A 21,547-nucleotide genomic window follows, 5' to 3' on the forward strand; every position below is an offset into this window, starting at 1 on the left:
CAGGGCCGCTACTTCTTCATGGACATCGCCCGCGACGGCATCGCGCTTTACGAGGCCGACGACAGCGAGCTGGCGACCCCAAAACCCAAGACCCCGCATGCCGCGCTGGATCTGGCCAAGGAGTACTTCGAAGAGTGGTATCCCGCTGCACTCAAGCGGTATGAAATCGCTAAGTTCGACATCTCGCAGAGCTTTTTCAAAGATGCTGCTTTCGATCTCCATCAGGCCACCGAGCGCCTCTATCACTGCGTCCTGCTAGTCTCGACCTTCTACACCCCGCACGTCCACAATCTGGCGTTCCTGCGCACCCAGGCCGAGCGTCTCGATCCCCGGCTGGTCTACGCCTGGCCGCGTGAGAACCGCTGGCAGCGCGGCATGTTCGAGAAGCTCAAGGAAGCCTACGTCAAGGCGCGCTACTCCAAGCACTACACCGTGAGCGAGGAAGAGCTGACCTGGCTCGGCGAACAGGTCGAGGAACTCGGCCGCGTCGTCCAGACCGTGTGCTCCGAACGCATCGCCCAGCTCGAAGAGACCGCCCGCGAAGCCAGCTGAGCGGCTGGTTTCCATTCCCTTTCAGACGCGCTCCTCGACAACGATGTCGAGGGTGAGCTGCAGCACATCCTCGTCCGCATCGGCCGCTTCCGGCTGCAGGGTTTCTTGGCCGCAAGCGAGCGTGATCCACTCGAAACCCCAGTCCAGATCGACCCGGTCACCGTCATCGTGACGCGTGATGCGAACCTGCGCTGCGCCTTCGACCGCGAGGGCAAAATGGCAGCTGGAGGCATCGTCCAGGAACGTCCCACGCAGCAAGGTTCCATCCGAAAACGCCAGCGAAAACCCCTCGGTAATCCCGCGCGAGGGCACATCGAGACGCGTCTCGATATCGCCCGTCAGCAGCAGGCACGATCGCCCTCCAACCTCGATGTGAACACCCATGCTGTCATACCTCCATGCGACTCAAGTTAGAACGCAAGAGTAGAACATATGGCGAACATATGAAAGAAGGAGGGTTTGGGAGGGGGAGGCAGTTGGAGGCAAGGCGCGGGAAAGCATGAGGGAAGGAAATGGTGGCGAGGGCAAGAGAAAAGGGTGTCTCGCGCCACCCGTAAGCATCTGTCTGCACATCGTTTTTTAGAGAGATAGTCGCTGTTTGGGCGAGACACTTGCGAGACATGGCGTGAAGCCGGTTCACATGGCCCATTCGGCTGGCTGCAATGCGGGCTTGTGCCGGATTTGCAGTAGCGCCCGTGCCTGGAGGCTGATCCGCTTTTGCACCGAGCCTTTGCGACGGGAGATCCCGTGGATCCGCGCTGGCAAAGCGCGGGCTATGGCGTCTCGAAAGTACGAGGCGGCGATGCGGCATTTTGTCCGCCAGTCGCGCCCTTAATCTGGACAGGGCAGTCATCGACTGGCGCGGCCTGAGGGGCAGCCAGGATTGCGTTCAAACAGGCAGGCAAGCACGCCTTGCACAAGTGCGCGTCACGGGTGCGTTTGGGGCCGGTAGTTGGCAAGCTTGCCTGGCTCAGGAATTGCGGTTCGACAAAGGTACCGATCGGCACCGGACAGGCACTGCCGAACCGGCGCGGCATCGTGCAATCTCGCGTGTATGCCGACCGCCAAAACCCGCCATCAGTTCTACTTGCCCGACGGCCTTTCCGAGAGCCTTGCGAAGGCGGCTGCCGAGCCCGGCAACTCGAAGACCCTTATCCTGACTAAGGCATTGGCCGCCTGGTTCGAACAGGACACCCAAACTCCGGTCATGGGCGTGTGCGATCGCCAAGACTGCCAAGCCATGCAGTTTGAGGCCAAGCTCGATCGGATCATCAATATCCTTTTAGACGCCCAGTTGTCCGCTGCGTCGGAAGGGCATTCTCATGGAGAGGTGCGAGCACACGTCGGTTCCAAAACGCCCCACCAATCGGTGCGCAAAACCGTGCATCGTGACGAGGCAAGTGCTCGGCAAATGACCAGCCCATCCGGGCTCGCGGACCAGCAGGAGTTTGATCTATGATTCAGAAAACCAGCACGCCGATCGAGCCGATCTCTGTTCGCATTCCGGAGGCCTGCCGACTGACCGGCATCGGCCGTTCAAAGCTCTACGAGCTGATTGCAGAGGGCCGCATCGAAGTCGTCAAGGTCGGCACCATGACGCTTGTGCCGTATGCCAGCTTGAAGGATCTGATCGACCAGGCTCGACGCTCTGAAAATGGGCATTGAGTTAGCATTCCTGAATGCCAGCTCCTGGGACTCAGCCGACAGTCGCCTTTGGAGCGCTGAAAGAGGAAGCCGGACGTTCGGATCGCATCTGCCTGATGGCCACATCCGCTGACAAAGCCGACCTTAGCGGCGCTTTGCTTGGCCGTTGAAACCGGCCGTTCATTCACGCGGCCAGGTATGGCGCCTCCTGGGCCGTAAGCGGACAGGCTGCTTTGCGGGACATGGCCACGCATGACTGACCTCAGTGGGTATACCGGAAACGGCGGAGTATGGCAGGCCACGCCCGATGATGAGCACTATTTGTACGCTATAGTCCTAATATAAGGCCCCTATCTGAGAATGAGGGGAACTGCACATAGCGCCCCGATGCGGAACAAATGATTAGGCGCCCTGCTGCTCATCCTCCTTTGTCTCATCGCCTTTGCCCCCAGCCTTGGGGGCAACTTCCTCATTTGGCGCTGCTGAGCCATCGAACGGGACTTCCGGCTCCGCCTCTGGTCCAGCGACTGTCGCGGCAGTCACGACCTGGCGCTCAATTTTAAGCGAATCCTTGAGCGCGGCGAGCGAGGTCGTCAGTGCGGGCAGGTTAGAGACGGCATCGACCGGATCGTCCTCGAGCCGGTGTTCGCGCCGGATCCGTTGTGTCGAGCGACGGATCGCCTCCGCCTCGACAGAGGAGTCCAAGAGGTTCTCGATCTTCTCGAGTAGATTGGCGACTTCTTCCTTCGTAGCTGTTCGCGCATGATCTCGCACGAACAGTTGCTGCTCCCGGTCAACCAGATGGCTGAGACGATCGCGCCCAGCCTCCGCCTCAGCTTTGCGACGAAGTCGGTTCAGCGCGACGAATAGCTTGCCCATCCGGGCGAGATAAAGGTCGACATCGGCGGTAAGTTCGGCGTCCGGATTTTCGCATAGGCTAACAACGGCCCGAGCGAACGGTAGCTTCTCGATCCTGATATCCTTGCCGGCAAGAACCGCCTCGATGTGGTCGAACATGCCTGTGCCGACCTCGCGCCCGCCCAATTCCTCGGCGGTCACTGTCGCTGCGCTCGCGGCGCGGTACATGGCGAGTTCCTGAACACACAGGCTGACTGCGGCTGCGGCGAGCCCCGGTGGCAGCAGGTCCTCGATCTCGACGACGTTGCCGACATCCTGAGACACCTTTCCGAGCTGGAGGACCAGTTCTGTCGTCAATAGGCCGCTTAGTGGCTTCCGCTTGAGGAGTTTGACTGCGTCGTCGCCAGCTTTGTCGGAATCGAGCAGTACGACGACTGGGGGCTTCTCGGCGTCGCGCCCTCGCACGAGATGCACCATGTAAGGAATATGGCTCGCCGACCCGCATGGCACGATGACCATGCCGTTGAGGTCGAGGGACTCATTTTCCGGGCGACCTGCCTTTCGGATCGAGCGGGAGGCACCAGCGAGAAGGACCTGCTCTGTGATCCCCTCTACCAGCAGGTTGGCGGAACCCACGAACGCCGTCTCGCCAACGAAGGCACCGAAGGCTGAGCGGAGAGGCTCGTAATGGTTCTGCGCGGCGTTATCGACGACTAGCGTGCCGTCTCTGCCCCATCCCTTTTCTAGCACGCGGATGCGCTCAGCGTGATTTTTGTCGATCAGGAACGGCGAGTGAGTGACGTAAACCACCTGGACCGCCGGACGGTCGGGCTGGTTCTCCGCAAGATCGCGCAGAATACGCATAAGGTCCTGCTGCGCCTCGGCCGACAGATAGGTGTCGGGCTCGTCCATCAACAGGATACGTTCCCTTGTCCCAGGCCGATGGGCCTGAGACTGGATGAGGTAGGAGAGAAAATACTTTAGCCCGCTGCTACGTTCGGCGAATGTGTATTCGGTTCCTGTGCGGTCACGGATCGTGAAGACCAAGTCGTGCTCGCGGGTGTCAACGCGAAGTGAGAAGTCGCGGTCCTGCACCCACCAGCGCCGGAAGTTCAAAGCCTGCTCGATCTGGGCATTGATGCGTTCGACTAAGGCGTTCGCATAACCATCAGCACCGTCCGCGATCGCGTCAGCAAGCTCGACGATTGCCTTCGGGTCGATCTGCGCCAAGTCAACCAGCAGGCTGCGGGCAAGATCCAGCGCTCGACCATCATCCGCTGTTGGGGCGGGCTCGGCGAGTTCGTCCATTAGAGGCCTGAGCAGACTAAAGATGCTTGGCGCGTTGCTCGCGACCGAGGATGCATCTTGACCAATCATACCCGAGAGCGACGACATGCTGTCGAGTAGCGATGCGCGCACGCGACGCACGCCGGCTGGGTTGCCCGAGACGATCCACCTGAAAGGCACGCTGTCGGGCAGGGCGACATCCGAGTGGATACGGTACGTGCTGGGCAACAATGCCGTGAAGCGGTCCGCTGTTGGCTTATCAAGCTGATGCGGCTCCCACCCATTTTCGGACGGAATCCAAACGGTCAACAAGTCCGGCCCCTCGCGGAACATCATGAATTCCGCCACGGCAGGCGCTGTTGAACCGATAGTGCTACGGATAGCATCCCACTCGTCCGGCATAACGCCAGACCAAGCGACCCCGAGGTGCGGCCAACTCGCTTGCTCTGCCGTGACGCCGAAAAACTCACAGTAGCGGCACAGATCTCGACGAGCGAAACCCTCGCCGCTAACGGCCCTCTCAATGGCGCTGAGGAGATGGCTCTTGCCCGACTCGTTCGCGCCAACGACTGTTGTCAAGCGATCGTCGATCCTCACCTCTATGTAGGGAAACCATTGCCCACGATATAACTCCCAGTCCCCTCGGGGAGAGCCGCCTGGCTTTGCCTTCCTGATGCGGTCAAAATTGAACGACTTGTAAAAGCGCGCGTATACGGTCGAAAGCCTCATCCGTCCCCCCACAGGTGTCGTTACCCATCAAACCTTTAGCAACCCGTTGACCACGGCGCCCAAAAAGCGCTCCGACTTCGTCGAATAGCGAATTTTCAGCTCGAGCCTGAGCTTAGTCCCAAGTCCGGCTATTTGACTTAAGCCACTCGGTGGCCGAGTCCTTCTTGTGGGCGGCCCAATGCTTCCGAAGTCGAAAGACATATAGCTGGTCGCCTTTATCCAATTCCTTACTGAGTTCGTCCCGCACAGTCGCAGGATCATCAGCCGTGTCGAGAAACCACACCGAATCTAAAGCGTGGCACCACGTCCTCTTCTTGATGGCCTTGATCAAACCATCATAATTCCGGCTGGGTTCGTCCAAGTCATACGTCACCAGCAAAACCGACATACTGCCCTCCTAGGTTGCTGCAGAACGTAAAAAAGAGGAATATCAGAGTCGAGCCCATTTCGTTTATTTGCAACCAGTCGCGGTTCGAACGTCGAAGAGGTGCGCCCGGGGTTGGCGTGAAGAGGCGGAATGGGCACCCTATTGCTGCTCGGCGTCCTATAGCGGCAGCGAAATCGTTACGGTGTGTGGGACGGCAACGGCGGCGCGCGGCGGTGCGTGGCGGGCCGAGGGGGACTTCGAACGGCCGCTTCACCTTGGAGATGCCGAGAGCTGACCGCGTCCGCTTTCAGGAACAGCCCAAACCTGCATGGGTGGGCGATTATGGGGCGCGAATCTGGCCTGCTGGTGCGCAGCCCGGAACGTCCGCTATCCCAATCTACGCTTCTGGAAGGAGACGTTCCGGTTCGTCCGACATTGCCGCCTTTGCCAAGGCCGGATCGTGGCATCGGAAGCTGCCGACCGTTCATCTCTAAAGAGTTCGCGCAGCCACAGCTGCCCTCCGCCACGTCGGACCTTGAGCGGGGGGGGTGAGAGCGTCACGATCGACGCCGTTCGATCACCTCTTTCGGGCGTCGGACGTCAGTAGCAATTTTCCCTCAATCCCAAACGTTCTGTCTTGCCTGCTCCTGCATAGCCCCGATGAAAGCGCGAACCGCGGGCATGACGGCTCGACCGGGATCGTAGAGCAGGCTTACCGGCATGGGCGGTGGTGCGTGATCTGCCAGCACTTCCACCAATGCGCCGCTAGCGATGTGGGCGGCTGACTGATAGCTCAGCACATTGGCGAGGCCTATGCCGGCCTCGGCCGCGGCGATTGTCGCATCTATGCTGTTGACGGTCAGGCGCGGGATTACCTCCACCATGTCGCCGCCGCGCGCGCCGAATGGCCAGGCGCCACTGACACGCACCCCGCTGCCCACGACGCAGCGATGTGTGTTCAGATCTGCGGGAACGGAGGGCACGCCATGTTTGGCGAGATAGGCTGCGCTCGCCACAATGGTCTGCCGGACGGATCCTATCTTCACGGCACGCAAGGTGCTTTCAGATAGTGCGCCGATCCGCACTGCCACGTCGATCCCTTCCTCCACGATGCGGACATTGCGATCGAGCAGCATCATGCGCGCACTCAGGCCTGCATGGCGCACCAGCATTGCATTGATGACTGGGAGTACATGGAGGCGCCCGAACACCACCGGCGCGGTCACATAGAGCTGCCCGCGCGGCATGGATCGCCCGCCCATGACAATCTGCTCGGCCTCACGCAGTTCGGTCAATATCCGTCGTGCCCGATCGAGAAACGCTGCGCCGTCGGCCGTTAGCGCCACGGCCCGTGTCGAGCGATGGAACAGCGTTACGCCCAGATGCCGCTCCAGCGCAGCGACTGCCCGCGTAATGGCTGGTGGCGACCTTCCCAGCGTTCGGGCGGCGGCCGCAAATCCGCGTTGCTCGGCTACGGCGACGAAGGCGGATAGGCTTTCAAAGCGGTCCATTATTCCTCAAATTGAAATAGTGATCGCCGATCATCGTGTATTATCGCAATCACTGCAATGCGTTATCTCTCGCGGCATGGCACAGACCTTCATCCATACCCTATTCGGTCCCGGGGCTCGCGCGCTTCAGGAGGCCGCCGGTTCCCGCGGCGCGTATGCTCGCATGGAGGAGGAAGCGGGGCCGCTCGATATACTGACCGACCGCGAAATCGACTTCATTGTGGCTCGCGATAGCTATCTACATGGCGAGCGTTTCCGAAGACGGTTGGCCCTATGTCCAGCATCGCGGTGGGCCGCCGGGCATTCTGAGGCATCTTCAGGGAAATCGCATCGGCTTCACCGACTTTCGTGGCAATCGCAATATCTTTCCACGGCCCATGTCGCAGCCGACGACCGTGTCGCGCTGTTCCTGATGGACTATCCGAACCGTCGACGCCTGAAGATTATCGGCCATGCCCACGCGAGCGAAGAGCCGGCCGTGATCACCGCGCTGATGCCGCCCGATTACGCGGCATTGCCCGAGCGCGCCTTCCTGATCGACGTCATCGGCTTCGATTGGAACTGCCCGCAGCACATCACCCCGCGCTTCACCGAGGAGGAAGTCCGACGTGCTTCCCTGCCCCTCATCGACGAAATCGCGGCGCTACGTAGCCGCATCGCCCAACTGGAAGGAAACTCATCATGATCGGTAAGCTCACTCGAGGTGTCCATCACGTCGGCCTCACCGTGCCCGATCTCGAGCAGGCGCGGGAATTTTTTTGCGGCACTCTGGGTTTCGCGGAGGTGGGCGGCGTCCCCGATTATCCGTCCATTTTCGTGTCGGATGGCGCAATCCTGCTGACCTTGTGGCGCGCGGCCGACCCACTGACCGCCCGAGCCTTTGACCGGCGAGCCAATATCGGCCTCCATCATCTTTCGCTGGCAGTTGCTGACGATGCGGCCCTGGACGCAGCGTGGCAGGCGGTGACCGCGCATCCCGAAGTCATGGTCGATGCCGCACCGAGCCCGATCCAAGCGGGTTCTTCGACACGCCACTTTCTCGTCTTCATTCCCGGTGGCATTCGACTCGAGTTCGCCACGCCTTTTGCTTGAAAGGAAACGTCGATGTCGCGACCGTCCTTGCCCCGCTTACTCGCGAAACTGCCTTGCAAAAGGTCCGCGCTGCCTAAGATGGTTGAAACGGTCGCGATCCCGCGCGCGTAGCCCTTGCCTATACCAATGACAGTCAGTGGCGGAACCGGTCCGAATTCTTGCAGGCCCGCGACGCCAATATAGCCTTCCCGACCGGCAAATGGCGTCGCAAGCGTACCGGATGATCATGGGGCCACCATACAAAGCTGACATCGCTCATATCCGGCCGTCCCGCGCGAGCGCTCACCAACCGGTTCACGGCCATGGCCGGCCGGCAGGGCGGACGGCTTCCGCCGGCCTATCCAATCGCCTACGATGCCGGGAAAGCCCTTCACGCTGCCGCAAAGGTAAGGTGAATACGGTTTCGGAGCGCAATAGGCCGGCCAAGGTGCGCCGCTCACCCGTGTTATGCCGGCCGCCAGGCTGGTGCGAACCTCGCGCGACCAAATGGAGCGCTGCCGAGCGATGCCCACTGCTTTCGATGAGTGATGCTTACCCGATGCGTCAAGAAGGCCCGCGGTCAAACTTAGGCGCTGAGAGAAATTCGCTAGGTGTTGATGACATTACCTGCCGGAATGCGTGGGAGAAGGCGGCGACACTCGCGAAGCCGGCTTCCAAAGCGACGCGCGAAATCGGCTTGCCGGCTCCAAGTTCGGGCAAAGCCCAGAGTATGCGCGCGCGCTGGCGCCATGCTTTCAATGTCATACCGGTTTCTTCCGGGAAGCGCCGGCTTGCTGTGCGGGTCGACGTCGCAGCGCGCGATGCCAGTATCTCAAGTGGCAATTCGTTGCGATGGTCCGCAAGGGCAATTTCGGCGACGCGCATTCCGATCTCGCTTTCCGGCATGGGGAGGTACGTTGGCGCCTGCTTGATAACGCTCAGTTCGTGAAGCGCCAATCGGCACATGATCTCGCCGCGTTCCGAAGCCAGGTCGCCTTGCGAGAGCGCATCCAAGAGGCCGCGCAGCAAGGGTGACATGCCCGAAACGAAGGAATGCGCCGGAAATCCATCCGGTCGCCACGCCTTTATCGCGCGAGGATCCCACAGCATGATCCAGACTTCGGCATCCGTCATGATGTCAAGCCGGTGCCGCACTCCCGAAGGAACCCAAGCCGCGAGTTGCGGGGGAAGCAGCCAAATCCCATTTGCAGTTCGCAGCTGCGCCATTCCCGAAGCTACGTAGGTAAGCTGCGCGTGATCGTGGTCATGCTCTGGCAAGGCTTCCGCGCGCCGTTTGCACACCTTGTGCAGGGTAATGTCGAACGGCGAGGATGGCGTGTTGTCGATGTATGTTGGCTGCATATCGATGAGATAAGCTGATACGATCATGTGCAAGTAATCTCAAGTGACAAAGGGTCAAACATGCTCGCTGCGCTGATCGAAGAATATGGCTCCAACGATGTCGTCAATTTGGCGGACATGAACCGCCCGGTGCCCGGCTCGAACGAAGTTCTGGTCAGGGTGAGAGCCGCGGGGATCAACCCTGTCGACTGGAAGATTCGCAATGGGGCCGGTGCACGTATGGGTATGACGCTTCCCATACGCCTAGGTAGCGAGTTTGTCGGCGTGATCGAGGAAATCGGAAGCGATGTTTCGGCCTTCGCGATCAGCGATGACGTCTTTGGAATGGTCAAGACGGGCGGATTCTCGGAGTATCTCGTCGTGGATGCGGCAAATATCGCGCTCAAACCCGCGGCTATCGATGCCGTGCAGGCCGCGACTCTTCCGCTGGCCGGAACGACGGCATGGCAGGCGATGTTCGACGAAGGCGGCCTGAAGGAAGGCCAGCGCTTGCTGATTACCGGCGCATCAGGCGGCGTGGGGTCGCTGGCTGTCCAGCTGGCCAAGGCATCTGGCGCTCATGTCACCGCGTTGGCATCCCCACGAAATCTGGACTTCGTACGCGGTCTGGGTGCAGACGTGGTCATCGACTATACTGCTGATCCGTTTGAAGATTTGGTCCGGGACATCGATGTGGTCTTCGACACGGTCGGATCGGACACCTTCGAGCGGGCGTTTCGAACACTACGCCAAGGCGGCGTCATGGTAACGGTGGTGGCTTTTCCCGCAGGCGACGAGGCCGAGCGATTTGGGGTAACGGTCAAGCGCTCCTTCACTGTTCCAAACAGCGAGTCCCTCGGCGAGATTGGGCAAATGGTCCAAAGTGGCAAGCTCACTCCCCATGTCGACCAGATCTTTCCGTTCAGTCAGGTCAAGGACGCCCTTGAGCTCTCCGAAATTGGGCGAGTTCGCGGGAAGATTGTCCTGTCGTTCGCTTAAGGTGCTGCTGGGGGCCTGTCCAGTTACGCCGACAGAGCCGTCATTCCCGGCCCCTGAACCGCCCGCCGAAACCTGCCGTACATTCACGAGGCTGATTACGGGTAAGAATTTAGCCGATTGCGGACTGGCGGCTTTTGGTCGAAAACTCGCGAAAGCAGACGTAGGCAAAGGTCGGACCTGATGTCGTCACTTGCCAGGCGCGCTGCTAAAACAGCGGATCGTTCCCCATGTCACCCGCGCTCTTGTTCATTTCGATCGCCGTCGTGCGCATCTCTTTTTCGAGGATCTGCATGAACGAAAGAGCGCTATCGAGTTCGGTTTCCGAGATGCCGTCGATGATGGCCTTCATCCGCGCGACGTGCCTGTCATAGACTGCGTCGACGAACGCAGCTGTGCCTTCCGTAAGCTGCAGGAGGCGCCTGCGCTTGTCATCGGAAGAACGGTTTCGCGAAACCAGCCTGCGCTCGATCAGTCTCCCCACCACGACACTCATTGACGCCTGCGTGATGCCGATCTCGCGCGCAAGGTCCGAGGCAGTGATCGGTCCCAGATGACGGATCAGCTGCAAGCATTCCAACTGCGTGACGTTGAGGTCGAGCAGCCGCGCCGCTGCCTGCTGAAACATAACCGTCCGCGCTCCGAATTGCTGGGCGATAAGCGAATATCGCTCGAAACGCGCGTGGGCGACATTCTTCGGCACAAAAGGGCCCCTAGGTAGTTAGGTAAACTAAGCATATCTTAGCGTGGCCCCTCGCACATGGCCACCTCGATACAGGACAACAGGATATTAGGATATTTTGCTATGACCTCTCAGACCAAGACCGCACTGGTCACAGGCGCTGCAACCGGCATTGGTGCAGCGCTTTCCAGAGCCCTCGCCGGGGCAGGCCACCGGGTATATGGTGCCGACCTGTCCTGGGAGGATGAGCCCGAGACGAACATCCAGGCCCTGCAATGTGATGTGGCCGATGTCGATAGCGTCCAGCGGTGTGTCAGTCGGATTGAAGAGGAAGCGGGCGGCGTCGATATTCTCGTCAACAATGCGGCGATTGCCGGTGCTCTGGATTTGCGACCGTTCGATGCGATTCCGCCTGAAGAATTCGCACGCGTTCTGCAGACTAACGTCCTAAGCCAGTTTCTGTGCAGTCGCGCGGTCATCGGTCACATGCGCCGTTCGGGCTGGGGGCGGATCATCAATCTCACTTCTGGCACGGCGTTCATCGGCGTGCCCAATATGCTTCATTACATCGCCAGCAAAGGCGCGATCGTTTCGTTGACCCGCTCTCTGGCGACCGAAGTCGGGCAGGATGGGGTGACCGTCAACGCACTCGCGCCCGGCCTGACGATCACCGAAGGGATCGAGAGCAACGCGGCGTTTTCGCAGGCGATGCGCGACGGCGTCGTCGCCTCTCGGTCAATCCGCAGGGAGGAGCGGCCAGACGATCTTGCCGGGGCATGCGTTTTTCTAGCGAGCGATGCGGCCGAATTCCTGACCGGCCAGATCATGGTGATCGATGGCGGCGCAACTTTCCACTGAGGAGTATCGACTTCATGCCGATGAACGACAGGCAGACCGAAGGCGGGACGACAGGCGACCGATGGACTGTGGAATCGCGATGCATCAATTGCATGGCATCGCGTTCCATCGCCCCTGAATTGCTGGTTGAAAAAAGTGGCCAATCGGTATTCGCCAGGCAGCCGGAAACCGACAAAGAGATCGAGGCCGCCTGGAAGGCCGCGCAATTGTGCCCGGTCGGCGCTGTAAGGCCGCCGGATGGTCTGCCTAAATACGGACCGTTGTTTCCCGAAGAGGTCGCTGGCTATTTTCGGATGGGCCACAACACGAAAGGTTCCTATGGGGCGCACTCTTACTTCGGCCGCGCGGGCGATATGAATTTCCTTGTGGACGGGCCGGGATGGTCGACCCGGCTGGCAAGCTGGATGGAGCAGCGCGGCGGGCTGGATCACATCCTTCTGACTCATCGCGACGATATCGGTGATACTAAACGTTATGCCGAATATTTCGGTGCTGATGTTTGGATTCACCAGGCGGACGCCGATGCCGCGCCCTTTGCCAATCGGATCATTCACGACGACGACCTTGCCTCGCCCCATCCCGAAATCAGGATCGTGCCGATCCCGGGTCATACGCGCGGAAGCGTGGCCTATCTGGTCGCCGGAGATACGTTGTTTACAGGCGATACACTGGCATGGGATCACAACGAGCGGCGGCTGCGTGGATACAGGCGCTATTGCTGGTTCGACTGGGACCAGCAGATTGCGTCGATCGCGGCTCTGCGGGGTTTGGGGTTTTCTCGAATTTTCGCTGGGCACGGCGGAAGCATTGAAATGTCAGCGCCAGAGATGGTTCGACATCTCGACGACCTGCTCAGGCGAGAGGGTGCCGAGTGAAGATCAGGCTAGATCCGGTCGAGGTGCCAGTTGGCAGCACATCTGCCGCCTACCATGCGCCTTGGTTTTTCAAGCCTCAATTGCCACCTTCCAAGGCCAGTAAATTTGTCCACACCGCATGGCCTAGGGAAGGGAACAGGTGTGATGCTAGGTGGCTTAAAATGGCCGTTTACAGACCCGGCAGCTTTTAGGAGCAAGAGCGCGGAAAACAGACGTTAGACGGGCCACCACGATCGTCAGCACTCGCCGACAGAGCCGCCATTGGCGCATCAGTCATTGGCTTCCGATAGCTGCCATCGGTTCATATTACCGAGCAACTGCCGTGAGCCACAGTTTGGAGCATCTCTGCGCGGCATCCGCGCCAGATTGATTTCCGTCCAATGTCACATCCCGGCGCGCTGCTTCGTCAAGGCTTGCATCAACACTCAAGGAGCAAGCCATGTCGCAGCGTCTGGACCATCTGAAGCAGCATCCCGAACTCACCGCGAAGCTGACCGATCTTACCCTGTCGGTAAAGAAGGGCGCATTGGAGAAGGCAATTCTCTCCCTTGTCGAGATCCGCGCCTCGCAGATTAATGGCTGCGCGTTTTGTGTGGACATGCATATCAAGGAGGCGACGCTCCAGGGGGAACGCCCGCTTCGATTGCATCATGTCGCGATCTGGCGGGAGTCGCCCCTGTTCGATGACCGGGAGCGCGCCGCGCTGGAGTGGACAGAGGCGGTGACGCGCCTGTCAGCCGATGGCGTGCCGGATGCCATCTATGACGACGCGCGCGAACATTTCTCGGAGCGAGAACTGATCGACCTTACCTACATGGTCATGGTCATCAACGCCTGGAACCGCGCTTCCATTGCTTTCCGCTCCGTACCGGGATCGGCGGACAAGGCCTTCGGCCTCGACCGCGCCGGCCTCGCCTGAGAACAGGAGCAGGCCGATGGCGTCCATTCTTTCCATCCTTGCCAGCCCCTATGGCGCCGCTTCGCGCGGCGCCACGCTGGCGGCGCAGGCTGCTGCCAACCTTCAGGCGGCGGATCCCTCGCTGGCGCTTGTGGAGCGCGACCTGTCAACACTTGCCCGGTCGGTCATCCCGTCCTCCTATGCCGATGCGGTGCTGGCGCGGCAACCGAGCGAGCATGCCGCCTTTGACCTTTCCGAAACGCTGATCCGCGAGGTAGAGGATGCGGCCTTTATCACCATCGCCACGCCCATGCACAATTACACCGTGCCCGCCAGCCTGAAGCTGTGGATCGACCTGGTGCTTCGCCATAGCCGCAGCTTCGCACCCGTGAACGGCGTGAAAACCGGGTTGTTGGGCGACCGGCCAGTTTTGGTGGTGGTGACTTCTGGCGGGGCGGTCACCGGGAAGGAAGCCGGGCAGCCGGACCATCTGACTGGCTATCTCACTGATGTGCTGTCCACTATCGGCATATCCGATGTGCGCTTCATCTATCTTGAAGGGCTGGTGAATCCGGTGCAGGCTGGCATCGCGATGGCAGCAGGAGCCAGGGCCATGCTTCAGGATCCGGTGTTCGCCGGCAGGCAAGGTGGCGAGTCAGCCATGGCGCATGCGGTAAACGGGTGATGGAACCGCAACCCTCAGATGCCGCCGTGGATGCCTTCGAACCGCTCCGCCCCCGCCTGATCCGGGTCGCCTATCGAATGCTCGGTTCGGTCGCGGACGCGGAGGATGTGGTGCAGGACGCCTTTATCCGCTGGCTGCGCACCGACCACGCGGCAATCCGCGAGCCGGAGGCCTTCCTGCGCACGACCGTTACGCGCCTGTGCCTCGATCACCTCAAATCCGCCCGACACCTCCGCGAGACCTACATCGGCCCCTGGCTGCCCGACCCGGTGCTGGACGAGGAAGAAGAAGAGGACGTGACCCTGCCGTTGATGCTGGCGCTGGAACGGCTGTCACCACTCGAGCGCGCGGCCTTTCTGCTGCACGATGTGTTTGGCGCGGCGTTCAACGAGGTTGCCGCAACCATTGATAGAGACGCCGCTGCCTGCCGCCAGCTTGCCGCGCGCGCCCGCGCCCATGTGCGGGAGGCGCGACCCCGCTTCGCGGTCGAGAAACAGCGCGGCCTCGCTATCGCACAAGCCTTCTTCGAGGCATCGCGCAGCGGCGACATGGCTGCGCTGGGCGCGATGCTGGCCAGCGATGTCGCCATGCATTCAGATGGCGGCGGCAAGCGCCCTGCTGTGGTCCGGCCGATCTTGGGCAGCCGTCTGGTGCTGCAGTTCCACAAGGCGCTGGCGGTGCTGCTCCGCAAGCATGGCTCGCAATTGGTCGGCACGCGGATCATTAGCGGCCTTCCCGGCTTCGTCACGCGGGAATCTGATGGCGAATTGCAGACCACTGCGCTGGAGATCGAGAATGAACGGATCATCGGCATCTATGTGATGCGCAATCCCGACAAGCTGAAGCATCTGCATTGAGGGTGGAAAGGCGGACCGCTCTCAGCCTGCCCGCCTTGCTCACTTCCCAAGCTAGCGCCCGGCGATCTAGCGGGTGCAGCCCGTCCATTGTGATGAGAGTGTCCAGAGGCGTTCGGCCGCCTCATCGTCGATGGCCCAGGGAGCGACGCCCTTGCGCCCCGTTTCCGCCCGGTTGATTCCGGCGACGTCACAATCCTCGCAATAGACGCCCCCCTTTTCTTCGAGAAGCGGGCTCGTTGCGCACCACAGGGCTGTCGCCGCCCCTTGCTCGGGCGTCTTCATGCCGCGTGCCGGGTCGATGATAGGCTTGCCGCACGCGTCGAGCGCGTCAAATCCTGCCATCTCCTCTTCCGAGAGATGCCTGGCCAGATCGGTGATGATCTGGCCGGGGTGTAGTGAAAGGGCGCGAACCCCGCTCCCCTTGCCCCGCCGGTCCAGCGCGCGGGCGAACAACACGTTCGCCGTCTTGGACTGCCCATAAGCCACCCATTTGTCGTATGGACGGCGTTCAAAATCGATATCGTCGAAATCAACGCCCGCGATCTGGTGCCCGCGCGAAGACACGGCAATGACGCGAGCGCCCTGATCGACCAGCGCAGGCCAGAGCAAGCAGGCAAGGCGGAAATGGCCGAGGTGGTTCGTTGCGAACTGCGCCTCATGCCCGGCCGCATCGCGTCGCAACGGTGCGGCCATGATGCCCGCGCTGTTGATCAGCAGATGAAGCGGCCGCTTGCTGGCCATGAAACCGCTGGCGAAATCGGCGACAGATGCGACGTCGATCAGGTCCATGGGCGCGATTTCTACCTTCTCGACATCGGTGAGCGCTGCTTGCGCCCGTTCGATATCGCGTGCTGGCACGATCACTGTTGCGCCAGCCCGGGAAAGCACTCTGGTTGTCACCAGGCCAAGGCCGGAATAGCCGCCCGTAACAATGGCAGTACGGCCGGAAAGATCGATGCCGGCGATCACGTCGTCGGCGGTGGATGCGGCGCCGAAAGGCGATCCGATGGGTTCTTGCAGTGTCGTCATAAGCGGATTTCTGGAGTAAAGCGGTCGGATGATCGATCCTCATTCATCCGGATTCCCGTCGTGATCGTCCAGGATGCGCCGGCAGATCCGCTCTCGGATGTACTAGGTATCGTGCAGGCGAGCGCGGCATGTAGCGTGCGCTTCGCCGCCGGCGGCGACTGGGCGCTGCGGTTCTCACCAACTCACGTCAAGTTCAACGTTGTTCGCTCCGGCAGCTGCTGGATCCTGGCAGAAGGCACGACGCGGCGATTGTCATCCGGCGATTGCTTCATGGTGGCAGGCACGCCCTTCGTGCTGGCGAGCGATCCGGGACTACCCGCGATCGATGCCGTTAGTGTGTTCGGAAACGACGCCAGTGAAGCACGAGTGGGACCGACCCCGGATACGGAGATACTGGGCGGCAGCGTGAATTTCGACAGCGCTCAGGCGGACTTGATCTTGCCGCTGCTGCCCGGCCTACTGCTGACAGAAGCCAATCAAGCGGGCGCCTCGCCGATGGGATGGCTGATCTCCCAACTCGATACCGAATGGCGCAGCAATCTGCCCGGCGCGCGAGCCGCATGCGATGACATGATCCGTCTGTTGTTCGTGCAGGCTCTCCGCAGCCATTTCAGTGGCGGCACAGACATTCCCAGCTGGCTCGGCGGACTGTCCGACCCTCCTGTGGCAAGGGCGCTCCAGGCGATCCATGCCGATCCGGCACGCCACTGGCGGCTTGAGGAACTCGCCATTCTAGCAGGTACTTCGCGATCAGCTTTTGCCGAGCGATTTGCGCGCCGCGTCGGGAGGCCGCCGGTCGGCTATGCGACCAACTGGCGCATGCGTGTGGCTGCAAGTCAGCTTGCCGCAGGCTTGAAGACCATCAGCGAGGTGGCATCACAGGCGGGTTACCTAAGCGACAGCGCATTTCACGCCGCCTTCCGCCGCGAAATGGGCACCTCTCCTGCTACATATCGGCGGAAATTTCGGGCGTCATAGAATGCCCTTCATTTGGCGCTTTCCGCCGCCAAAGCCGCCTCTCTCGACACCTCGCTTGATCGCCAAGATCGGGCGCTCACCGGAACTGATGTAAACGTCCTGCCTTGATCTATACCTGCTGGGTTAGCTGCCGGTCCGCACCTTGGCCTCGAATTTTGGCGGCTGAATGACGGCAAAGGGTCGGGCCCAGAAGGGGCTCTGGCGGGAGAAGCCGTCAGATGCCCAAGCTGGTCGTTCGAGGGCGAATTTGTCTTCCCAGGGACCGGCCCGTCCGCTTTCCCTTGCCGGTCAGATGGCAGCATCCGACTACGTGCCTGATCTCCTAAATACCGCTTGCGTTCGTGAGGGCGTCCAAAGAAGGGAAGCCGTATCGAGCCCCTCGCATCCCCTGGCAGACGCCGATGGCCAGATCCAGGTTCGTCCCGGAGATCGACTCCCCGGCATCGCGCGTTACGGCGCCACGCTCAGCACCGACTACGAAGGCCTGCTGGGCAGCCGGACCTTCTCGATAGGCGCGATGTCCTCGCGCGTTCGGGTCAGGGCCTGGTCGGCGACGTGGCCAACCTCACCCCGCGTGTCCCCTGCTATGTCCTGGTCCACCTCCGCGCGAGCCTGGAACTGGTCCCAGGCTTCTCGCTCTTTGCCAACGTGCGCAACCTGCTTGACCGCGACTACGCCACTTTCGGCACGTTAAGCGAAGTCGAGGAGGTCGACCTTGCCGAAGCCCCGGATGCCTTCAACCCGCGCGCCTATGGCCCCGGCGCGCCCCGCCGCTGGACCCTGGGCCTGCGGGCCCGCTTCTAACGATGCAAGCCCCTCTCCCCAACTCCTGAGTACGGTGCCTGAGGGCGACAGCATTGAATCGCCCGCATCGGGTCCCCACGTCGTAACCCACGACGCAAATGGAAATGTATATGGCCGGTGGATGGTCGCGCGATGGCGCGGTGCAGGATCAGATTGATGACACGGTAAGCGACGCGGTGCGCGGCGCACGCGCCCGGATGCCCGCTGGCGAGGGCCTAGAATACTGCGAAGAGTGCGGCGAGACCATTCCCCCCCGTCGGCGCGAAGCCCTGCCGGGCGTGTGAACGTGCGTCGCCTGCCAGGGGCAACGCGACAAGAGGATCGCCCATTCTCACATCAACCGGCGCGGCAGCAAGGACAGCCAGTTGCGCTGACGCCGCCGCCCAAGCGCCTGCGCGCGCCGTGTTGGAATAGCCGCCGCGAACAGCTATGCGGCGAGCATGACGGCATCTGATCTCGAACACCTGCTGATAACACGCCTCGTCCGGCAAAATGGCGGCACCACCCAGACCTGGCGCCGAGCCGTCGGGAAGATCATCGTGCGCGACAGAAAGATACACCCGCATTGCAACTGGGATGTCAGGACTGGCGGCACCGATGCCCAACGCGCCGCCATCGAAAGCCTGCTCGACGAAGTGCGGCTTGAATGCGCCTTCGTGGAAGCGGGCTAAGCGCCAGACGAGATTCCCCCCGAGCAAGAAGAAGGCCTCTTTGCGCCCTTGTCGGTCGTTCTGGGGCTGATTTGGCCTGCCAGGGACCGGCCGGTCCGCTTTCCCTTGCCGAGCAGATCGACCAGTAGCCTGGATGGGTGGGAAGCCGTATCGAGCCCCTCGCAGACGCCGACGGCCAGATTTAGGTTCGCCCCGGAGATCGCCTCCCCGGCATCGCGCGTTACGGCGCCACCTTCGGCACGTTCAGCGAAGTCGACGAGGTCGACCTTGCCGAAGCACCGGATGCCTCCAAGCTGACGACGCCCCCTCTCCCCAGTAGCTGAGCGCCGTGTTTGGCAGGGAGGCAGCATTGAATCGCCCGCATCGGGTCCCCACGTCGTATCCCACGATACGAATGGGAATGGATATGGCCGATGGATGGTCGCGCGATGGTGCGGTGCAGGATCAGATTGATGATACGGTAAACGACGCGGTGCGCGGCGCACGCGCCCGGATGCCCGCTGGCGAGGGGCTCGAATACTGCGAAGAGTGCGGCGAGACCATTCCTCCCCGTCGGCGCGAAGCTCTGCCAGGCGTGCGAACCTGCGTCGCCTGCCAGGGACAACGTGACAAGACGATCGCCTATTCTCGCATCAACCGGCGCGGCAGCAAGGACAGCCAATTGCGCTGACGCCGCCGCCCTCGGGACCGGCCTTTGGCACCCGAAGGCTGGGGCTAGACACCTTCGGGTGACGGACCGAGCGCGCGCCGTGTTGGAATAGTCGACACGAGCAGCTATGCGGCGGGCATGACGGCATCCGATCTCGAACACCTGCTGATAACCTGCTGATAACACGCCTCGTCCGGCAAAATGGCGGCACCACTCAGATCTGGCGCCGAGCCGTCGGCAAGGTCATCGTGCGCGACAGGAGGACGCACCCGCATTGCAATTGGGATGTCAGGCCTGGCGGCACCGATGCCCAACGCGCCGCCATCGAGAGCCTGCTCAACGAGGTGCGGCTTGATTGCGCCTTCGTCGGAGCGGGCTAAGCGCCGGACAAGATTCCCAACGAGCAAGAAGAAGGCCTCTTTGCGCCCATCCTCGCCGTTCGCCGGCTCCTATGGATTTCCCGGAAGCGGTCATTCGACTGGGAATAAGCGGTCCATCTGGCAACGCAAAAAGAGGACGGTCGGCCGCCGACCAATTGCAGACGTTGACGGCTCTTCCGAAAATCGACAGCTTAGCGGTATGAAGCCCCGCATTCTGATCGCTGTTCTTGTCACCCTCCTCGTTGGCATTTCAGCAGGTTGGGCTAGTCGCGGCCTTATCGCGAGCGACCGTTGTTTGGATCGTGGTGGCGTGTGGGATGCCGACCTAGACGCTTGTCACCTGCCATCCGGGAACGGCAGCTAGCCACCCAACCCAGCGATTTGATCGGATGAATGGCGCAGCGAGGCGCGCTAGTCCCGTCCGTCCGCTTTTTGCCCTCGCCAGATCCGCAGCCAGAATGGCGGTGACGGGTGGATAGCTGCCGTCGCTATATCTGCCGCGGATCAGGGCCAAACCTATTTTCGCCGGTGCTTCCCGGCCATAGCCCGAACACCATGCACAGAAGGGAAAAAACACTCACCGCAAGCCGCGCAGGGTTTAGGGGGTTGAAAAATCCTTCGGGTAACGTGCCAGTTGCGAATGCGACGCCCTGATATATCTGCATGACGATCGCGGGTAGAATGAGTAATCCAAACCAACCTGATCTGGCTTGATCGTGCAGTCGGCGAACAAATAGCGCAGGAAGCGGGATATAAAATGCAGTCTGGATAAGAACACCTGCAATGATCGACGCTTTGAAAGAGAGTGAAAAATGCAGGAGGAAATTTGCAAAGAACCCAACAATTCCACTGATTATTAGATAACCAAGCAAATCTGTTCGCCTGGCACGACCACTTAGGTCAAATGTGCCAACTACTGCGGTGACCACGATAGTCCTCGCCATTTCAACATTCTCTTTTGCGGGTTCATAGGGCAATTAGGGTTCTCCCGAAGATTGCAGCGCGGTTTTGAGGATGTCCGCAATCGGTCGTTTGCTGACGGGCGGCTTTTGGCGCCGGCCGGAATGCCGCTGAAGGCGAGTTCGGGGTGGATTGCTGACATTAGCCTAATCGCGGTGCCGGAATGAATTAGCGGCCCGCTCAGCGCCGAAGATTGCAAACACAATGGCTGCGAAGTCGATCACTACAAAAGGCGCAAATTGGATTGTCGGGCTCGGCAGCTCAATTTTCGTTCCAGCGATTAGGCCGACGTGTGCCAAAGTCATCACGAAAAGTAGCAGCCAATAATACCACTCTCCACGTAGATCCCATCTGACCCTCGCTGCCAATGCAATAGTCATAAACGCGAAGGCGGATAAAGCAGCTTTGTCGCCATCCTGAGTGATAAAAATCATGACGGCAAAAACACAGAGCCCAAGCGCGCCAAGGAAAAACACCCAACGTTTTGGGACAGTGTAGTCTGGTTCTGGTGTCATCGCAGCACTGATTTAGCGAAAGTGCGAATGTCTGCAATCGGTCGACGGCCGACCGACCGCTATTTCCATCTGAGACCGATCGCCAGCATCGGAAGAGGACCGGCAGCTATCGCCCACCGCTGAGCGGAAGCCCGACGTTCCGCAATCGGCCCCACTACGACATTAGGCCCCAGCCTGAATAAACAACCGCAGACGATCCACTTATCAAACGTCAAAGGCTGTTTAGACGAACCGGGCCACCTCGGTCTGAGACGCGACTTGAGTTCAATATTTCGCATCCTGAAGTGCTGTTCCGGGGCTTGCAACAGACGGGACTGGACACGCGTTTCACCTATCTGCATAGTCTCTAA

General features: G+C 60.8%; 24 protein-coding genes and 3 pseudogenes. 18 read left to right on the top strand and 9 right to left on the bottom strand.

The window, feature by feature from the left end; translation table 11 throughout:
- The coding region (locus tag HT136_RS11170) for a HEPN domain-containing protein (protein ID WP_214199860.1) at positions 1-552 on the top strand (552 nt) is incomplete at its 5' end.
- Positions 553-573: 21 nt separating this feature from the next.
- Here HT136_RS11170 and HT136_RS11175 read toward each other — a convergent pair.
- Positions 574-936 carry a hypothetical protein gene (locus HT136_RS11175; protein WP_214199861.1) on the bottom strand — a complete coding sequence of 121 codons (363 nt, stop codon included), beginning with the start codon at positions 934-936 and terminating at the stop codon, positions 574-576.
- A 670-nt stretch (positions 937-1,606) separates the two neighbouring features.
- On the opposite strand from HT136_RS11175, the gene HT136_RS11180 reads away from it, so the two are divergent.
- Entirely contained in the window at positions 1,607-2,011 is a 405-nt protein-coding gene (locus HT136_RS11180; RefSeq protein WP_214199862.1) for a hypothetical protein, read from the top strand.
- Complete coding sequence (locus HT136_RS11185) at positions 2,008-2,217, top strand: helix-turn-helix domain-containing protein (RefSeq protein WP_214199863.1); 210 nt, start codon at positions 2,008-2,010, stop codon at positions 2,215-2,217. Before HT136_RS11180 ends, HT136_RS11185 begins: the two co-directional genes overlap by 4 nt.
- Positions 2,218-2,598: 381 nt before the next feature.
- On the opposite strand, the gene HT136_RS11190 is transcribed toward HT136_RS11185, so the two are convergent.
- The 3 genes from HT136_RS11190 to HT136_RS11200 form a co-directional block, all read right to left on the bottom strand.
- Positions 2,599-4,920 carry an AAA family ATPase gene (locus HT136_RS11190; RefSeq protein ID WP_214199864.1) on the bottom strand — a complete coding sequence of 774 codons (2,322 nt, stop codon included), beginning with the start codon at positions 4,918-4,920 and terminating at the stop codon, positions 2,599-2,601.
- 262 nt (positions 4,921-5,182) lie between these two features.
- Entirely contained in the window at positions 5,183-5,458 is a 276-nt protein-coding gene (locus HT136_RS11195) for a hypothetical protein (protein ID WP_214199865.1), read from the bottom strand.
- Between the two features lie 596 nt (positions 5,459-6,054).
- Complete coding sequence (locus tag HT136_RS11200; protein ID WP_214199866.1) at positions 6,055-6,948, bottom strand: LysR family transcriptional regulator; 894 nt, start codon at positions 6,946-6,948, stop codon at positions 6,055-6,057.
- A gap of 76 nt (positions 6,949-7,024) precedes the next feature.
- On the opposite strand from HT136_RS11200, the gene HT136_RS11205 reads away from it, so the two are divergent.
- The 4 genes and pseudogenes from HT136_RS11205 to HT136_RS26280 form a co-directional block, all read left to right on the top strand.
- The gene (locus tag HT136_RS11205; RefSeq protein WP_246543627.1) at positions 7,025-7,633 is read left to right on the top strand and encodes a pyridoxamine 5'-phosphate oxidase family protein; all 609 of its coding nucleotides are present in this window, start codon (positions 7,025-7,027) and stop codon (positions 7,631-7,633) included.
- Positions 7,630-8,040, top strand: a complete 411-nt coding sequence (locus HT136_RS11210) for a VOC family protein (protein WP_214199867.1) — start codon at positions 7,630-7,632, stop codon at positions 8,038-8,040. Before HT136_RS11205 ends, HT136_RS11210 begins: the two co-directional genes overlap by 4 nt.
- Positions 8,041-8,138: 98 nt before the next feature.
- Positions 8,139-8,264 (top strand): annotated as a pseudogene (locus HT136_RS26715) (DUF1348 family protein); the annotation flags it as partial.
- Positions 8,265-8,273: 9 nt separating this feature from the next.
- Positions 8,274-8,568, top strand: a pseudogene (locus HT136_RS26280) (nitronate monooxygenase); the annotation flags it as partial.
- Positions 8,569-8,583: 15 nt separating this feature from the next.
- Here the strand turns inward: HT136_RS26280 and HT136_RS11220 are convergent.
- Positions 8,584-9,408, bottom strand: a complete 825-nt coding sequence (locus tag HT136_RS11220) for an AraC family transcriptional regulator (protein WP_214199868.1) — start codon at positions 9,406-9,408, stop codon at positions 8,584-8,586.
- 33 nt (positions 9,409-9,441) lie between these two features.
- Here HT136_RS11220 and HT136_RS11225 point away from each other — a divergent pair, with 33 nt between their 5' ends.
- Positions 9,442-10,359, top strand: a complete 918-nt coding sequence (locus HT136_RS11225; RefSeq protein WP_214199869.1) for an NADP-dependent oxidoreductase — start codon at positions 9,442-9,444, stop codon at positions 10,357-10,359.
- Between the two features lie 205 nt (positions 10,360-10,564).
- On the opposite strand, the gene HT136_RS11230 is transcribed toward HT136_RS11225, so the two are convergent.
- Positions 10,565-11,059: a MarR family winged helix-turn-helix transcriptional regulator gene (locus tag HT136_RS11230; protein ID WP_214199870.1), complete on the bottom strand. Its 495-nt coding sequence runs from the start codon at positions 11,057-11,059 to the stop codon at positions 10,565-10,567.
- Positions 11,060-11,161: 102 nt separating this feature from the next.
- Between HT136_RS11230 and HT136_RS11235 the strand changes: the two genes are divergently transcribed.
- From HT136_RS11235 to HT136_RS11255, 5 genes are all read left to right on the top strand, one after another.
- Positions 11,162-11,896: an SDR family NAD(P)-dependent oxidoreductase gene (locus tag HT136_RS11235; protein ID WP_214199871.1), complete on the top strand. Its 735-nt coding sequence runs from the start codon at positions 11,162-11,164 to the stop codon at positions 11,894-11,896.
- Positions 11,897-11,910: 14 nt separating this feature from the next.
- Entirely contained in the window at positions 11,911-12,771 is an 861-nt protein-coding gene (locus HT136_RS11240) for a 4Fe-4S domain-containing protein (RefSeq protein WP_197166208.1), read from the top strand.
- A gap of 439 nt (positions 12,772-13,210) precedes the next feature.
- A complete protein-coding gene (locus HT136_RS11245) occupies positions 13,211-13,690 on the top strand; it encodes a carboxymuconolactone decarboxylase family protein (protein WP_214199872.1) in 480 nt (159 codons plus the stop codon).
- Positions 13,691-13,706: 16 nt separating this feature from the next.
- Complete coding sequence (locus tag HT136_RS11250) at positions 13,707-14,354, top strand: NAD(P)H-dependent oxidoreductase (protein WP_214199873.1); 648 nt, start codon at positions 13,707-13,709, stop codon at positions 14,352-14,354.
- A complete protein-coding gene (locus HT136_RS11255) occupies positions 14,354-15,211 on the top strand; it encodes a sigma-70 family RNA polymerase sigma factor (protein ID WP_214199874.1) in 858 nt (285 codons plus the stop codon). Before HT136_RS11250 ends, HT136_RS11255 begins: the two co-directional genes overlap by 1 nt.
- 66 nt (positions 15,212-15,277) lie before the next feature.
- Here the strand turns inward: HT136_RS11255 and HT136_RS11260 are convergent, their stop codons facing one another.
- Positions 15,278-16,240: an oxidoreductase gene (locus HT136_RS11260; RefSeq protein ID WP_214199875.1), complete on the bottom strand. Its 963-nt coding sequence runs from the start codon at positions 16,238-16,240 to the stop codon at positions 15,278-15,280.
- A gap of 60 nt (positions 16,241-16,300) precedes the next feature.
- Here HT136_RS11260 and HT136_RS11265 point away from each other — a divergent pair, with 60 nt between their 5' ends.
- The 5 genes and pseudogenes from HT136_RS11265 (at position 16,301) to HT136_RS11285 (ending at position 19,363) form a co-directional block, all read left to right on the top strand.
- Positions 16,301-17,218: an AraC family transcriptional regulator gene (locus HT136_RS11265; protein WP_214199876.1), complete on the top strand. Its 918-nt coding sequence runs from the start codon at positions 16,301-16,303 to the stop codon at positions 17,216-17,218.
- Positions 17,219-17,773: 555 nt separating this feature from the next.
- Positions 17,774-18,022 carry a TonB-dependent receptor gene (locus HT136_RS26285; protein ID WP_343222169.1) on the top strand — a complete coding sequence of 83 codons (249 nt, stop codon included), beginning with the start codon at positions 17,774-17,776 and terminating at the stop codon, positions 18,020-18,022.
- 110 nt (positions 18,023-18,132) lie between these two features.
- Positions 18,133-18,396, top strand: a pseudogene (locus HT136_RS11275) (DksA/TraR family C4-type zinc finger protein).
- A gap of 66 nt (positions 18,397-18,462) precedes the next feature.
- Positions 18,463-18,693: a hypothetical protein gene (locus HT136_RS11280; protein WP_214199877.1), complete on the top strand. Its 231-nt coding sequence runs from the start codon at positions 18,463-18,465 to the stop codon at positions 18,691-18,693.
- A gap of 406 nt (positions 18,694-19,099) precedes the next feature.
- Positions 19,100-19,363, top strand: coding sequence for a DksA/TraR family C4-type zinc finger protein (locus HT136_RS11285; RefSeq protein WP_214200082.1), 264 nt, complete (start codon positions 19,100-19,102; stop codon positions 19,361-19,363).
- A gap of 847 nt (positions 19,364-20,210) precedes the next feature.
- On the opposite strand, the gene HT136_RS11290 is transcribed toward HT136_RS11285, so the two are convergent.
- Positions 20,211-20,699: a DUF805 domain-containing protein gene (locus HT136_RS11290; RefSeq protein WP_214199878.1), complete on the bottom strand. Its 489-nt coding sequence runs from the start codon at positions 20,697-20,699 to the stop codon at positions 20,211-20,213.
- A 129-nt stretch (positions 20,700-20,828) separates the two neighbouring features.
- Positions 20,829-21,197 carry a hypothetical protein gene (locus tag HT136_RS11295; protein WP_214199879.1) on the bottom strand — a complete coding sequence of 123 codons (369 nt, stop codon included), beginning with the start codon at positions 21,195-21,197 and terminating at the stop codon, positions 20,829-20,831.
- Positions 21,198-21,547: the final 350 nt, after the last annotated feature.

The organism is Novosphingobium profundi (assembly GCF_018491765.1).
Taxonomy (GTDB): Bacteria; Pseudomonadota; Alphaproteobacteria; order Sphingomonadales; family Sphingomonadaceae; genus Novosphingobium; species Novosphingobium profundi.